Origin of the sequence: Roseateles sp. (assembly GCF_965229315.1) — a bacterium.
In the GTDB taxonomy this organism is placed as follows: domain Bacteria; phylum Pseudomonadota; class Gammaproteobacteria; order Burkholderiales; family Burkholderiaceae_C; genus Pelomonas.
Genome location: NZ_CBDDJA010000002.1, coordinates 3619689 through 3634068, shown reverse-complemented (window position 1 = coordinate 3634068; position 14380 = coordinate 3619689). Strand labels below are relative to the sequence as shown.

Below are 14380 nucleotides of genomic sequence, written 5' to 3'. Positions count from 1 at the left end.
GGCGCGCAATCGCTCACGACCGCCGCCGACCCTGGCGATACTGCTGCCGCACCGCCATGCTCGCCGTCCTCGCCACCACGTTCCCCTTCTTCGCGCTGGTGCTGTGCGGCTGGCTGGCTGCGCAGCGCGGCCTGCTGCCGGACAGCGCCATTCCCGGGCTGAATGGCTTCGTGCTGTTCTTTGCGCTGCCCTGCCTGCTGTTGCGCTACGGGCGCGACACCCCGGTGTGGCAGTTGCTGAACCCGTCGCTGCTGGGCGTGTACCTGGCCGCGGCGCTGCTCATCGTCGCCTTCACGTTGGCGTGCACGCGGTCGCCGCCCCTGGGCATGAAGGACGCGGCCTTCGGCGCGCTGGTGGCGGCGTTCCCGAACAGCGGTTTCATGGGCGTGCCGCTGATCGTCGCGCTGCTGGGGCCGACCGCGGGCGGCGCGGTCGTCAGCACGCTGCTGGCCGACCTGTTCGTCACCAGCTCGCTGTGCATCGCGCTGGCGCAGGCCGGTGCCGGCGGTGCGGCCGGCCGTGCCGCCTTCGTGCAGGCGTTGAAGGCGGCCGGCGCCAACCCGCTGCCCTGGGCCATCGCTGCGGGCGCCTGCGTGGGCGCCAGCGGCCTGGTGCTGCCGGCGCCGCTGGCCAAGACCGTCGCGATGCTGGGCGATGCGGCGTCGCCGGTGGCGCTGTTCACCATCGGCGCCGTGCTCAGCCGCTCGGGCCGTGCCAATCGAGCGGCCGGCCGCGTGACGCCCTACCGGCTGTACCTGCCGGTGGCGGCGATCAAGCTGCTGCTGCATCCGGCGCTGGCGTTCGCGCTGGGAGCGGCCGCACGCGGGCTGGGCGCGCCGCTGTCCGCCGGGCAACTCGTCGCGCTGCCGCTGGTGGCGGCGCTGCCCAGCGCCAGCAATGTGTCGCTGCTGGCCGAGCGCCATGGCGCGGACACCGGCCGCATCGCGCACATCATCCTCGCGTCGACGGCGCTGGCTTTCCTGACCTTCAGCGGCCTGGCGGCGCTGCTCATCGAGCCTGCGGCAGGCTGATGACCACCCGCAGGCCGCCGCCGCTGCGGTTGCTCAGCGCGATGCGGCCGTCGTGCGCCTCGGCGATCTCGCGTGCCAGCGCCAGCCCCAGGCCCGTGCCGCCCTGCGAACCGGGCTCGGAGCGCTTGGTCGAATAGAACGGCAGCAGCGCCTGGGCCAGCACCGTCTCGCTCATGCCGGGGCCGCGGTCCAGCACCTCGATGCGCAGCTCGCCGCCCAGGCTCGCAAGGCGCAGCACCACGTCGTCGGGCTCGCTGCCCGACTCGTGCGCGTTCTTGATGAGGTTGAGCAGCGCCTGCTCGATCTGCGCGGCGTCGAACCAGCCTGGCCTGTCGGGCGGCGCACCGTCCAGCTGGAACTCGCCCAGCGTCGCCAGCCGGGCCAGGAAGGACGGCCAGGCCACCGCCTCGTGGCGCGGCGCCGGCAGCTTGGCGAAGCGCGCATAGCCGCTCAGGAAGCCGTGCAGGTGGGCGGCCCGCTCGCCGATGCTGCCCAGCACCTCGGGCAGCCGCTCGATGTGGCCGCGCCGCGCCAGCTCGGCACCGCTGTGCGCCAGCGACGAGATCGGCGCCAGCGAGTTGTTCAGCTCGTGGCTCAACACGCGGATCACGCGCTTCCACGTCGCCACCTCGGCGCGCGACAGCTCCCGCGTCATGCGCCGCAGCAGCCGCAGCCGGTGCGGCTGGCCCTGCAGCCGGAACGAGCGGCTGCTGTGGTGGAAGGTCTCCTCGCTGCCGTCGGGCAGCGTCACGGCGAACAGCCGGTCGGCCTCGTCCGCCAGCGCTTCGCGCAGCGCCTCGGGCAGCGGTGCGATGACGGCCGTGAAGTCCAGCCCGACCAGGCTGCGGCCATCGCTCAGCAACTGGCGCGCGGCCAGGTTGGCGATGGCGATGCGGCCGCCCGGCCCCGTCAGCACCAGCGCCACGGGCGTGTTCTGCACGACGGTGTCCAGCAGCAGCTCGCGCTGCGCCAGGTGTTGGCGCTGCTCGCGGAATGCCAGGCCCAGCTCGGCATGCAGGCGCGTCAGCTCGGCCAGTTCACGCGGGCCTTCGGGCGTCAGGTTCAGGCTGAAGTCACCGTCGCGATAGCTGAGCACGGCGCCCTCCAGCGCACGTGTCAGCCGCAGCAGCGGTGCCAGCCAGCGCGCCGAGAGCCAGATCAGCAGCGGCAGCATCACGGCCACCGCCGCGACCAGCGCCGTGGTGTCCGTCAGGCCGATGCGCCGCACGCCCAGGATGACCAGTGGCGGCACGACGGCGGCCAGCGCCAGCGCCAGCATCGCCCGGGCGCGCAGCGACAGATGGGGTCTCATCGGTGCCCCGCGCCGCGGCGCGTGCGTGTTGCGGACCGGGCGCCGGGCCGCTCCCCAGCCGGCCCGTGCTGGCGATGGGCTTGCGGCGCGCTGCCGCAAGCAGCGCCGCCCCCGCGGGGGACCGGCCACGGCACGCCGTGGACGAGGAGCTTCACGTTCAAGGCGCGATCCCGTAACGCTCCAGCCGCCGGTACAGCGCCTGGCGCGACAGCCCGAGCTGCGTCGCCGCGCGGCTGACGACGCCACCGGCCGCGTTCAGCGCGGCCACGACGGTGTCGCGGCTGGGCTCGTCCAGGTTGCGCCAGGCGCCAGGGCCGCAGGCTTCTTCCAGCCCCAGCAGGGCCGGCGTGATCTCGCCCCCCTGGCACAGCAGCGCGGCGCGCTCGATCACGTTCTTCAGCTCGCGCACGTTGCCGGGCCAGCGGTGCGCCAGCAGCGCGTCGCGGGCCGCGTCGCCCAGGCGCGCGCGCTGCGCCAGGAAGTGCTCGGCCAGCGGCAGCACGTCGTCGCGGCGCTCGGCCAGCGCGGGCAGCTTCAGTTCGATGAGGTTCAGGCGGTAGAACAGGTCCTCGCGGAACGCGCCGGTCCTGACCATCGCGCGCAGGTCCGCATTCGTCGCGCTCAGCACGCGCACGCGCACCTGGCGCGTCTTGCTGGAGCCCAGGCGCTCGAACTGGCCCGTCTCCAGCACGCGCAGCAGCTTCACCTGGCCCGCGAGCGGCAGGTTGCCGATCTCGTCCAGGAACAGCGTGCCGCCGTCCGCCGCCTCGAAGCGGCCCACGCGCGCCTTGGCGGCGCCGGTGTAGGCGCCGCTGTCGCTGCCGAACAGCTCGGCCTCGATCAGGTCGGCCGGCAGCGCGCCGCAGTTCAGCGCGACGAACGGGCCGCTGTGCACGGCCGAGTTCGCATGCACGAAGGCCGCCACGCGCTCCTTGCCGGCACCGTTGGGACCGGTGATCAACACCGGCACCGGCGCGGCGGCGATCTGGCCGGCCAGCTCCAGCAGCGACAGCATGGCGTCCGAGCCGAACACCAGGCCCGACAGGTCGTGGCGCCGCGCCAGCGCCGCGCGCCGCTCGCGCCGCGCTTCGCGCAGGCGCGCAATCTCGCCGTTCGCTTCACCCAGTTCCAGCAGGTTTTCCACCGTCGCCAGCAGCTTGGCGTCGTCCCAGGGCTTGGCGAGGTAGTCGGCCGCGCCCGCCTTCACGAGCGCGACGGCCGCGTCCAGCCGCGTCCAGGCCGTCAGCAGGATGACCGGCAGGTCGGCGCGCCGGGCGCGGATGGCGCGGAACAGCTGCTCGCCTTCCTCGCCCGACGTCGTGTCGGCCGTGAAGTTCATGTCCTGGATGACGAGGCCGAAGGGGTGTCTGTCCAGCAGGGCCAGCCCCGCCTCGGGGCTGGTGGCCACGCTGGCCTCGATGTCGTGCAGGGACAGCAGCAGTTCCAGCGCCTGGCCCACGCCGGGGTGGTCGTCAATGATCAGGACACGTCGCATGGGCGGCAAGGATAGGGGGCTTTGCGCCGGCCAACGGCCCCACGCCGCCTGGGGCTTTTGTGCGTGTGACGGCCGGCCTAGGAGTTTCCCCGGGGAGATTGCTAGGGATGGACGTGCGCCTTCAAACGTATTCTGCGCCGCCCTCGCAAGGACGCGAGGCGTTCAACTCATCCAAGGAGTCGATTGATGTCGTCTGTGGGAATTGATGCTGTGCCCGGTCCGGGCCGCAGTGCCGCCGGTTGGCTGGACAAGGAGCGCACGATTGCCGGCGCGGGCTTCAACCGCTGGCTGGTGCCGCCGGCGGCGCTGGCCATCCATCTGTGCATCGGCATGGCCTACGGCTTCTCGGTGTTCTGGCTGCCGCTGTCCAAGGCGCTGGGCATCAAGGAGGCCATCAAGTGCGGCCCCGAGATCGGCTTCTTCCAGGAGCTGTTCGTCTCCCACTGCGATTGGAAGATCTCCACGCTGGGCTGGATGTACACGCTGTTCTTCGTCTTCCTCGGCTGCGCGGCGGCCATCTGGGGCGGCTGGCTGGAACGGGCCGGCCCGCGCAAGGCCGGCGTCGTGTCCGCGCTGTGCTGGTGCGGCGGCATGCTGATCTCGGCGCTGGGCATCCACCTGCACCAGTTCTGGCTGATGATCCTGGGCAGCGGCGTCATCGGCGGCATCGGCCTCGGGCTGGGCTACATCAGCCCGGTGTCCACGCTGATCAAGTGGTTCCCGGACAAGCGTGGCATGGCCACCGGCATGGCCATCATGGGCTTCGGCGGCGGCGCGATGATCGGCTCGCCGCTGGCCGCCGAGCTGATGAAGCTGTTCGCGACGCCCGACAACCTGGGCGTGGCGCAGACCTTCGTCGTCATGGCGCTCGTCTACTTCGTCTTCATGATCGGCGGCGCCATGGGCTACCGCGTGCCGCCCACCGGCTGGAAGCCCGCCGGCTGGACCGCACCCGCCGCGCAGGCGTCCAACGCCATGATCACGCAGCGCCACGTGCACGTGAAGAAGGTCTGGGGCATTCCGCAGTTCTGGCTGGTGTGGATCGTGCTGTGCATGAACGTGTCGGCCGGCATCGGCGTCATCGGCATGGCCAGCCCCATGCTGCAGGAGGTGTTCGGCGGCTCGCTGATCGGCATTCCGGCCAAGTTCGGTGAACTGGACAAGACCCAGCTCGCCGCGATCGCCGGCGTGGCCGCAGGCTTCACGGCGCTGCTGAGCCTGTTCAACATCGGCGGGCGTTTCTTCTGGGCCAGCCTGTCCGACAAGCTCGGCCGCAAGGCGACCTACGTGGTGTTCTTCGTGCTCGGCGGCCTGATGTACGCCAGCATCCCGAGCAGCGCGGCGGCCGGTTCCCAGCTGCTGTTCGTCGGCGCGATCTGCGTGATCCTGAGCATGTACGGCGGCGGCTTCGCCACCGTGCCGGCGTACCTGGCCGACCTGTTCGGCACGCAGATGGTGGGCGCCATCCACGGCCGCCTGCTGACTGCCTGGGCCACGGCCGGCATCCTGGGCCCGGTCGTCGTCAACTACATGCGCGACTACCAGCTGGGCCTGGGGCTGCCGCGCGAGCAGGTCTACAACCAGACCATGTACATCCTGGTGGGCATGCTGGTCATCGGCCTGATCGCCAACCTGCTGATCCGGCCCGTGGCCGACAAGCACTTCATGAGCGACACCGAACTCGCGCACGAGAAGAAGCTCGCGCACGAGCGCGCCGCGGCGTCGGAAGTCGGTGCCGGTTCGGGCGCCGGCGGCCCTACCTCGTCGCTGGTGGTGCTGATGGCCTGGGCGGCCGTGGGCATCCCGCTCGCGTGGGGGGTCTACAAGACCCTCATTGCCGTAGGCAAGTTCTTCCACTGAGCCCGGCCTGCTAGGCTGCCGGCCCCGCTGCTCCGTGACGAGCGCGGGGCTTTTTCCCTTGGGTGCATGAGCGATGAGCGAACAAAAGATCGAGCTGTACGACGGCCCGGCCGGCGGCTGGGGCGCGCTGAAGAGCGTGGCCAGGCATTTGAACGAGCAGGGCGTGGCCGTGAAGGGCGCCAAGACGCTGCTGCATGCCAACCAGCCCGACGGCTTCGACTGCCCCGGCTGCGCCTGGCCCGACCGCGACCACCGCTCCACGTTCGAGTTCTGCGAGAACGGCGCCAAGGCCGTGGCGGCGGAAGCCACCGCGCGGCGCGCGACGCCCGAGGTCATCGGTGCGAAGACGCTGGCGGAATGGGCCGGGACGTCGGACTACGAGCTTGAGGCACTCGGCCGGCTGACCGAGCCCATGCTGTACGACGCCGGGACGGACCGTTATCAGCGCACGACGTGGGACGCGGCCTTCCAGCTCATCGCCAAGGAGCTGCAGGCATTGCCGGACCCGAACGAGGCCATCTTCTACACGTCGGGCCGCACCAGCAACGAGGCCGCGTTCCTGTACCAGCTGTTCGTGCGCGAGTACGGCACCAACAACTTCCCCGACTGCTCCAACATGTGCCACGAGCCCAGCGGCTCGGGGCTGCGGCCCACCATCGGCGTGGGCAAGGGCACGGTCACGCTGCACGACTTCGAGCAGGCCGACTGCATCCTCGTGTTCGGCCAGAACCCGGGCACCAACCACCCGCGCATGCTGGGCGAGCTGCGTGCGGCCCGCAAACGCGGCGCGCGCATCGTCAGCTTCAACCCGCTGCGTGAACGCGGCCTGGAGCGCTTCGCCGACCCGCAGGACAAGCTGGAGATGGTCACCTTCGGCTCCGCGCCGATCAGCAGCCACTACTTCCAGCTGCAGGTGGGCGGCGACTTCGCGCTGCTCAAGGGCATGTGCAAGCGCGTTGTCGAACTGGACGACGCGGCCGTGGCCGCCGGCCAGCCGCGCGTGCTGGACGTGGACTTCATCGCCACCCACACCACCGGCTTCGACCGCTTCATCGCCGAACTGCGCGAGCAACCGTGGGAGCCGCTGGTGGCGCAGTCCGGCCTGACGCGCGAGCAGATCGTGCAGGCCGCGGACCTGTACGCCGGCAGCGAGCGCGTCATCGCCTGCTGGGGCATGGGCATCACGCAGCACCGGCACTCGGTGGCGACCATCCAGATGATCGTCAACCTGCTGCTGCTGCGCGGCAACCTCGGCCGCGAGGGCGCGGGCGCCTGCCCGGTGCGCGGCCACAGCAACGTGCAGGGCGACCGCACGATGGGCATCTACGAGAAGCCGGCGGCCGCCTTCCTCGACAAGCTGGGCCAGGTGTTCGGCTTCGAGCCGCCGCGCGAGCACGGCTACGACACCGTGGGCGCCATCCAGGCGATGCTGGACGGCCGCGGCAAGGTCTTCATCGCGATGGGCGGCAACTTCGCCGCCGCCACGCCCGACACGGCGGCCACCTGGCGCGCGCTGCGCCAGTGCGGGCTGACCGTGCACGTGACGACCAAGTTCAACCGCAGCCACGTCGTGCACGGCCGCCAGGCGCTGGTGCTGCCGGTGCTGGGCCGCACCGAGATCGACGTGCAGGCCGGGGGGCCGCAGGGCGTCACGGTGGAAGACTCCATGAGCATGGTGCACCTGTCGGCCGGCATGAACGCGCCGGCGTCGGAGCACCTGCTGTCCGAGCCCATGCTGATCGCCCGCATGGCCGCCGCCACGCTGCCGAAGAGCCGCACGCCGTGGCTGGCGCTGGCCGGCGACTACGCCGCCATCCGCGACAAGATCGAGGCCGTGCTGCCCGATTTCGCCGGCTTCAACGCCAAGATCAGGACGCCCGGCGGATTCCGCCTGCGCAACACGGCCAGCGAGCGTGTCTGGGCCACCGCCAGCGGCAAGGCGGAGTTCAGCACGCATGCGCTGCCCACCGACCTCGCGACCCAGCGCGTGGCCGAGCGCCACCGCAGAGATGGCAAGGATGTGCGCGTCTTCACGCTGACCACGCTGCGCTCGCACGACCAGTACAACACCACCATCTACGGCCAGGACGACCGCTACCGCGGCGTCTACGGCCACCGTCGCGTCGTCTTCATCCATGCCGACGACATCCGGGACCTGGGCCTGAAGGCGGGTGACTGGGTGGACATCACCAGCCTGTACGTGAGCGAGGCGGGCGGCGACGTGGAGCGCCGCCATGCCGAGCGCTTCCTGCTCGTCGCGTACGACATCCCGCGCGGCTGCCTCGCCAGCTACTACCCCGAGACCAACCCGCTGGTGCCGCTGCAGAGCTTTTCGCTGCTCGCCCGCACGCCCACGTCCAAATCCATCCCGGTCGTGTTGACGCCCCATGCAGGCCCGGCTGCTGCAGACGCTGCATGAGCTGGCGCCCGGCGGCGAGCCGGTGGCGCTGACGCGGCTGGCCAAGCGGCTGGACGAGCGCGTCAGCGTGCTGCTGCGCGAGCTGACGGCGCTCAGCGATGCCAGCCTGGGCGGCGTGGCCGGGCCGGGCCTGGTGCAACTGGCCTGTGACGACGACGGGCGCTGGACGGTCCGGCTGCTGCAGGCCCGCAACCTGACAAACTCGGGGTCATGAAACTCCTCGGCCGCCTCACCTCCATCAACGTGCGCAAGGTCCTGTGGACCGCCGCGCAGCTCGACCTGCCCCTGGACCGCGAGGACTGGGGCGCGGGCTTCCGGTCGCCGCAGGAGGCCGGCTACCTGGCGCTCAATCCCAACGGCCTGATCCCGGTGCTCATCGACGGCGACTTCACGCTGTGGGAGAGCAACGCCATCTGCCGCTACCTCGCCGGCAAGGCCGGCGCGACCGACCTGTTGCCCGCCGAGCCGCAGGCGCGAGCAAAGGTGGAGCAGTGGATGGACTGGCAGGCCGGCGAGCTGAACAACGCGTGGCGCGTGGCCTTCATGGCGCTGGTGCGCGGCCAGCCGGCCACGCCCGAGGCCATCGAGCTCAGCGTGGCGAACTGGAACCGCCACATGGGCCTGCTGGATGCGCAGCTCGCGCGCACCGGCGCCTGCGTGTGCGGCGACACGTTCACGCTGGCGGACATCGTGCTGGGCCTGGCGGCGCAGCGCTGGAAGAACGCGCCCATCACGCGCGTGGCGCTGCCCGCCGTGGACGCCTGGCTGCAGCGGCTGGCCGCCAAGCCCGGCTTTGCGGACTACGTCGGCAACGGCATGCCCTGATCAGGCCTCGGCGCCGTGGCGGCGGCGGCGCTCCACCGCGTCGATCTTCAGCATCTGGCGGTACTTGGTGACGGTGCGCCGCGCCATCATCAGGCCCTGCTGCGCGAGCTGGCGGGTGATCTCGGCGTCCGACAGCGGGTGGTCCGGGTCTTCCGCCTCGATGATGTCCTTGATGAGGCCGCGGATGGCCGTGCCCGAGCACTCGCTGCCGTTGGCGCTGACCATCGCGCGGGAGAAGAAGTACTTCAGCTCGAACACGCCCACCGGCGTGGCGATGTACTTGTTGTTGGTCACGCGCGAGACCGTGCTCTCATGGACACCGACCTCGTCGGCGATCTCCTTCAGGCCCAGCGGCTTCATCGCCATGGCGCCGTACTCGAAGAAGTTCTTCTGCCGGCGCACGATGGACTCGGCCACGTCGAGGATGGTGCAGAAGCGCTGCTCCACGTTGCGCAGCGTCCAGCGCGCCTCCTGCAGGTGGGCACCCATCTCGCTGTTCTGCGCCGTGCGGTGGCGCTGGAACAGCTGCGCGTAGACCTGGTTGAGCCGCACCTTGGGCACGACGGCCGGGTTGAGCTGCACCGTCCACTGGCCGCGCACCTTCTTGACGATGACGTCGGGCACCACGTAGTTGACCTGCTCGGCGCCCAGCCGCCAGCCCGGCCGCGGGTCCAGCCGGCGGATGCGGTCGCAGACCTCCTCCACGCGGGCCGGCGACTGGTCGAGCTGGCGCGCCAGCCCGTTCACGTCGCGCGCGGCCAGCGCGGGCAGGTGATGCTGGACGATGGTGGTGGCCAGCGCGCGCATGTCGGCGCAGGCGATGGACGGCATCTGCAGCAGCAGGCACTCGCCGACGTTGCGCGCGCCCACGCCCGCCGGCTCCAGCGCCTGCACGCGCTTCAGCGCGATCTGCATCTCCTGCAGCGACGCCTCCGGGTCCAGCCCGGCCACGGCCGTCAGCTCCTCCAGCGGCGTGCGCAGATAGCCGTCGTCGTCCAGAGATTCGACGATGACGCGCGCCAGCATCAGGTCGCGCTCGGACAGCGGCAGCACGTTGATCTGGCCGTGCAGGTGCGTGTTCAGCGAGGTTTCGACGGCCATCATCGCCATCGCCGACATCTCGCCATCGTCCGCGCGGCGCAGGCCGGCACCCACGTCCGCCTGCCACAGGTCGCGGTCGCCCTCGCGGTCGCCGGCATCGTCGACCGGCGCCGGGCCGGCGTCGTCCAGGTCGCCCAGCATCGAGGGCTCGACCGGCGCCTCGCCCGGCAGGGCCTCGCCATCGTCGCCGTCCTCGGCTTCGAGGAAGGGGTTCTGCGACAGCGTGTCGCGCACCAGGGCCGCGAAGTCCAGCGACGACATCTGCAGCAGGCGCACCGCGTGCTGCAGCCGGGGTGACAGGGTCTGGCTCTGGGTCTGCCGCTGGTGGGCTCGGATGTCGATGGACGTCAAATCGGCCTCGGTCTGGAAAACGCTTGACCCCGTTCCATGCAATGCCCGTGCCGGAAGCGGCGAGCGGATACAACTTGACGCAGATGCCCGCTTCCTGCCGCTGAATCACGACGTTGGCGCAGCGTGCCGCAGTCACAGGCGCCGCATGCGGCGGACCGGTGCCGCCCCAATTGCCGACCCGGGCGCCCGAATTGCCGCAAAGCCTGCAAACCGCCGGCAGGGCGCGGTGGGGAGGGGCGCGCGTGCGGCACGCCGGGCACGCGGTTTGCCAACGTCTCTCGACTTCCGCCAGGGAGCCTTGGCCGACCCAACCGCAGCGTCCACCATGCCCGCTTTGCCTGATTCGCCTGAATCGCCCGACTTGCCTGTCCTGCTCGTCTTCTCCCACCAGCGCTGGGGCGATGTCCCCGAGCGGCCCCAGCAGTTGATGACCCGCCTCGCCGGCCGCTGGCAGGTGGTGTTCATCGAGGAGCCGCGCTTCGCCGATGGCCCGGCGCTGCTCGAAGTGCGCTCGCTCGACCCGGCACTGACGGTGCTCACGCCGCACACGCCGGTGCGGGCCGAGGGCTTCCATGACGACCAGCTCGACGCCGTCCAGCCGCTGCTGCGCGCCCACCTCGCCGCGCGCGGGCTGGTGGCCGACGTGGCCTGGCTGTGCACACCGCTGGCCGTGCCGCTGGCGCAGGCGCTGCATGCACCATGCCTGGTCTACGACTGCGCCGATGGCCTGGCGGCACTGCGCGGCGACCCGGCGCTGCTGCAGCAGCGTGAAGCCGCACTGCTGCAGATGGCCGCGCTGGTGCTGACGGCCGGCCCGTCGCTGTTCGACGCGCACCGCCACCTGCACACCAACATCCACTGCGTGCGCAGCGCGGTGGACGCTGCCCGCTTCTCGCCGGCCAGCCTGTCGCTGCACGGCCCGCAGGCGCGCCGGGGCCACGCGCTGCAGGGCGACCTGCCGCACCCGCGCGTGGGCTTCTTCGGCGTCATCGACGAACGTCTCGACCTGGACCTCGTCGCCGCGCTGGCCGACCGACAGCCGGGCTGGGCCATCGTCCTGGTCGGCCCGGTCGTCGGCATCGCCGCGGAGCAGCTGCCCCAGCGCCCCAACATCCGCTGGCTGGGGGCGCAGCCCGACGAGCTGTTGCCTTACCTGCTGGCGGGCTGGGAGCTGGCGCTGATGCCCTACGCCGTCAACGAGTCCACACGTTTCCTGAGCCCCGCGAAGGCGCTGGAATACATGGCCGGCTACCAGCCCATCGTCAGCACGCCCATCCGCGACGTGCAGGCGCTGTACACGCCGGCCGTGGCCATCGCGCCGCCGCAGCCCGAGGCCTTCGCCCGCGCCTGCGAAGGCGTGCTGACGGAGAACGCCCGCGCCCGCAGTGAGCGCCTCATCGAGATGGCCCGGTTCGTGGCCCGCCACAGCTGGGCCGACGCCGCCGACGCCGTGCACGATCTGCTGAACGAGGCGCTGGTCGGCGTGCGCGAGGCGCGCCTGGACGATGAGCTGTCGGCGCTCCAGGTGGGTGCCGATGCCGACCCGCTGCCGCGCGACACGAGGGCAGCCGCCCATGGCTGAGCACCAGGCCACGCTCACCACGCCACTGGGCGGCACCGCGCTGCCGGCCACGTCGCGCACGCACCGGCAGGAGCTGGCCCGCCGGCTGGACGAGCCACTGCTCGGCGGCAACCGCGTGGACCTGCTGGAAGACGGGCCGGACACCTTCGAGGCGATGTTCCGTGCCATCGATGGCGCTCGCGACCACATCAACATCGAGAGCTACATCGTCGAGGCCGATGGCCCGGGCCAGGCGCTGGCCGAGCGGCTCATCGCGCGCAGCCGCGCCGGCGTGCGCGTGAACCTGCTGTTCGATGGCGTCGGCTCGTTCGGCACCGACAGCGGCTACTTCGCCCGGCTGCGCGAGGCCGGCGTGGCGCTGTGCGAATACAACCCCATCCCGCGCTGGCGGCTGTGGCTGGGCCAGGCGCTGCACCTGCGCGACCACCGCAAGCTGCTGGTCGTGGACGGCCGCATCGGCTTCCTGGGCGGCGTCAACATCAGCTCCGTCTACGCGTCGGGCTCGTCGCCGCTGCACCTGCGCGGCAACGCCGCAGCGGAGGCCGCCCCCGGCTGGCGCGACCTGCACCTGCGCGTGGAGGGCCCCGTCGTGCACAGCCTGCAGCGCCTGTTCATGCGCCACTGGCGCCAGCATGCCGAGCTGCCTTTGCCGATGGCCCATTACCTGCCGCCGCTGGCTGCCGCCGGGCTTCAGAGCGCGGCGCTCGCAGCCAACGAGGCCGGCCGGCGCCGCAACCCGCACTTCAGCGCGCTGCTGGGCGCCATCGCCACCGCGCGCGAGCGTGTGTTGCTGACGACGGCCTACCTGGCGCCGCCGCGCCGCCTGCTGCGCGCGCTGACGCAGGCGGCGCAGCGCGGCGTGCGGGTGGAACTGCTGCTGCCCGGCACCAGCGATTTCGGCATGGCCTGGCACGCCGGCCACTCGCACTACACGCGGCTGCTGCGCGCCGGCGTCGTCATCCACGAGCGCCAGGGCAGCATGCTGCACAGCAAGGCCTGCGTCATCGACGGCGTCTGGTGCAGCGTGGGGTCCAGCAACGCCGACTGGCGCAGCGCCATCCACAACGCCGAGGCCAACCTCATCGTGCTGGACGAGGGCTTCGGCCAGCGGCTGGAGCAGGTCTTCCACGACGACGTGGCGTGTTCCCGTCAGGTGCTGCTGGACGAATGGCGGCGGCGCCCGCGCTGGCAGCGCTGGAAGGAGCAGTTCGCGCGGCGCTTCGAGTTCTTCCTGTAGCGTCGCGGGCACACCGCTGCCAGTTGTGGCACTTTCGCCGGCACAGCCCGGCGGGGCTGGGCGTTGGCCAAGGGGCGCTGGTGGGGCGCACGGCGGCCTCGCTGCTGGAAGACGCCGCATGCGTCGAGCACGTGGCGATGGCGCATGACGGCAGCGCGCTGGCCACGGCCGATCTGCCTTCGGACCCACGCGGCGCCATCGAGCGCCAAGCCGAGGGGCTCAAGCGCAACCATGCGCAGATCCGGCTGCTGCGCGACGAAGCCCGCCGCGTCAGGGCCTGACGCGGCAGGCCGCTGCGCCGGGCGCGCCTACCGCACCCGACCGTCGTTGTGCTGGGGTCAGCGCGCCAGCCGGCCGATGAGCCAGCCCACCGCGGTCGCCACGGCGATCGAAGCCAGCGGGTGCTCGCGCACGGTGATGCGCAGTTCTTCCGTCCAGACCTCGCCGGTCTGGCGGATCTCGTCCGTGGTCTGGCGCAGCGTGTCGGTGGCGGCGCTCACGCCGTCCTGCAGGCGGCGCACATGCGGCGCGGCGGTTTCTGCCAGCCGGTCGATACCGGCGTGGGCGCCTTGCACCAGCGGCTCCAGCAGGTCGGTCTCGGCGTCCAGCCCGTCGGTGCCGGGGGCGGTCTGTGGTGCGGGGGTGTTGGCCATGGAGGTCCTCGGGTCAAAAGTGTCGGCAGCCTGCGAGAAGCCGGCGGCAATCGTCATGCCGCCACCCTGATGCGCCGGCAGAACCGTCGCCTCGTGCTGTCCGCGATGGAAAGCGCGAGGCGGTCTCGGCTCGGAAGTCAGCGGCCGCGGCGGCCACGCACGGCTTGCACCAGTGCGTAGACGAGGGCGCCCGTTGCGGCGGCGGCCAGCACCGAGCGCACGGGCTCGTGGCGGATGTACTCGACGGTGCGGTCGCCGGCGCGGGTCACCTCGGTGCGCACGCGGTCACGGCCGTCGCGCATCCAGTCCATGCCGTTGCGGGCGATCTTCTCGGCGCGCGACAGCGTGCGGCTGACCGTGGAGGTGACCTCGTCGCTGGCCTCGTCCAGTTCGTGCGCGGCGCGCTTGGCCACCTTGCGGCCGGCCTCGAGGGTGTCGTGGGCATTGCGCGAGGCGCGGTCGATACGGTCCTGGGTGGTGGGCATGGTGCGACTCCTGGGTTGGGCGGTCTGGC

General features: G+C 71.6%; 13 protein-coding genes. 8 read left to right on the top strand and 5 right to left on the bottom strand.

The features are described from left to right. Positions 1-56 precede the first annotated feature (56 nt). Positions 57-1031, top strand: coding sequence for an AEC family transporter (locus ACO07H_RS21580; protein ID WP_422017997.1), 975 nt, complete (start codon positions 57-59; stop codon positions 1029-1031). On the opposite strand, the gene ACO07H_RS21575 is transcribed toward ACO07H_RS21580, so the two are convergent. Then, a complete protein-coding gene (locus ACO07H_RS21575; protein ID WP_422017995.1) occupies positions 1009-2343 on the bottom strand; it encodes a sensor histidine kinase in 1335 nt (444 codons plus the stop codon). The genes ACO07H_RS21580 and ACO07H_RS21575 overlap by 23 nt on opposite strands. Before the next feature lie 157 nt (positions 2344-2500). Next, a complete protein-coding gene (locus tag ACO07H_RS21570) occupies positions 2501-3838 on the bottom strand; it encodes a sigma-54-dependent transcriptional regulator (RefSeq protein WP_422017993.1) in 1338 nt (445 codons plus the stop codon). 186 nt (positions 3839-4024) lie between these two features. Here ACO07H_RS21570 and ACO07H_RS21565 point away from each other — a divergent pair, with 186 nt between their 5' ends. The 4 genes from ACO07H_RS21565 to ACO07H_RS21550 all read left to right on the top strand — a co-directional run bounded on the left by ACO07H_RS21565 (position 4025) and on the right by ACO07H_RS21550 (position 8942). Then, positions 4025-5698: an OFA family MFS transporter gene (locus tag ACO07H_RS21565; protein ID WP_422017991.1), complete on the top strand. Its 1674-nt coding sequence runs from the start codon at positions 4025-4027 to the stop codon at positions 5696-5698. 73 nt (positions 5699-5771) lie between these two features. Beyond that, positions 5772-8117, top strand: coding sequence for an FdhF/YdeP family oxidoreductase (locus ACO07H_RS21560; RefSeq protein WP_422017989.1), 2346 nt, complete (start codon positions 5772-5774; stop codon positions 8115-8117). Further along, a complete protein-coding gene (locus ACO07H_RS21555) occupies positions 8086-8331 on the top strand; it encodes a hypothetical protein (RefSeq protein ID WP_422017987.1) in 246 nt (81 codons plus the stop codon). The genes ACO07H_RS21560 and ACO07H_RS21555 overlap by 32 nt, the downstream gene beginning before the upstream one ends. After that, on the top strand, positions 8328-8942 hold the full coding sequence (locus tag ACO07H_RS21550; protein WP_422017985.1) for a glutathione S-transferase family protein: 615 nt from the start codon (positions 8328-8330) through the stop codon (positions 8940-8942). The genes ACO07H_RS21555 and ACO07H_RS21550 overlap by 4 nt, the downstream gene beginning before the upstream one ends. Here ACO07H_RS21550 and rpoN read toward each other — a convergent pair whose 3' ends face one another. Further along, a complete protein-coding gene (gene rpoN, locus ACO07H_RS21545; RefSeq protein WP_422017983.1) occupies positions 8943-10394 on the bottom strand; it encodes an RNA polymerase factor sigma-54 in 1452 nt (483 codons plus the stop codon). 361 nt (positions 10395-10755) lie between these two features. Here rpoN and ACO07H_RS21540 point away from each other — a divergent pair, with 361 nt between their 5' ends. The 3 genes from ACO07H_RS21540 to ACO07H_RS21530 are packed head-to-tail and all read left to right on the top strand — an operon-like array spanning position 10756 to position 13494. Further along, positions 10756-11976 carry a glycosyltransferase gene (locus ACO07H_RS21540; protein ID WP_422017981.1) on the top strand — a complete coding sequence of 407 codons (1221 nt, stop codon included), beginning with the start codon at positions 10756-10758 and terminating at the stop codon, positions 11974-11976. Further along, positions 11969-13213: a phospholipase D-like domain-containing protein gene (locus ACO07H_RS21535; protein WP_422017979.1), complete on the top strand. Its 1245-nt coding sequence runs from the start codon at positions 11969-11971 to the stop codon at positions 13211-13213. Before ACO07H_RS21540 ends, ACO07H_RS21535 begins: the two co-directional genes overlap by 8 nt. Before the next feature lie 23 nt (positions 13214-13236). Next, positions 13237-13494 (top strand): hypothetical protein, encoded by a 258-nt coding sequence (locus ACO07H_RS21530; protein WP_422017977.1) that lies wholly within the window; start codon positions 13237-13239, stop codon positions 13492-13494. Positions 13495-13551: 57 nt separating this feature from the next. On the opposite strand, the gene ACO07H_RS21525 is transcribed toward ACO07H_RS21530, so the two are convergent. Together ACO07H_RS21525 and ACO07H_RS21520 are read right to left on the bottom strand one after the other, a co-directional pair. Beyond that, positions 13552-13923: a hypothetical protein gene (locus tag ACO07H_RS21525; RefSeq protein WP_422017975.1), complete on the bottom strand. Its 372-nt coding sequence runs from the start codon at positions 13921-13923 to the stop codon at positions 13552-13554. Positions 13924-14003: 80 nt separating this feature from the next. Further along, entirely contained in the window at positions 14004-14351 is a 348-nt protein-coding gene (locus ACO07H_RS21520) for a hypothetical protein (protein ID WP_422017973.1), read from the bottom strand. Positions 14352-14380: the final 29 nt, after the last annotated feature.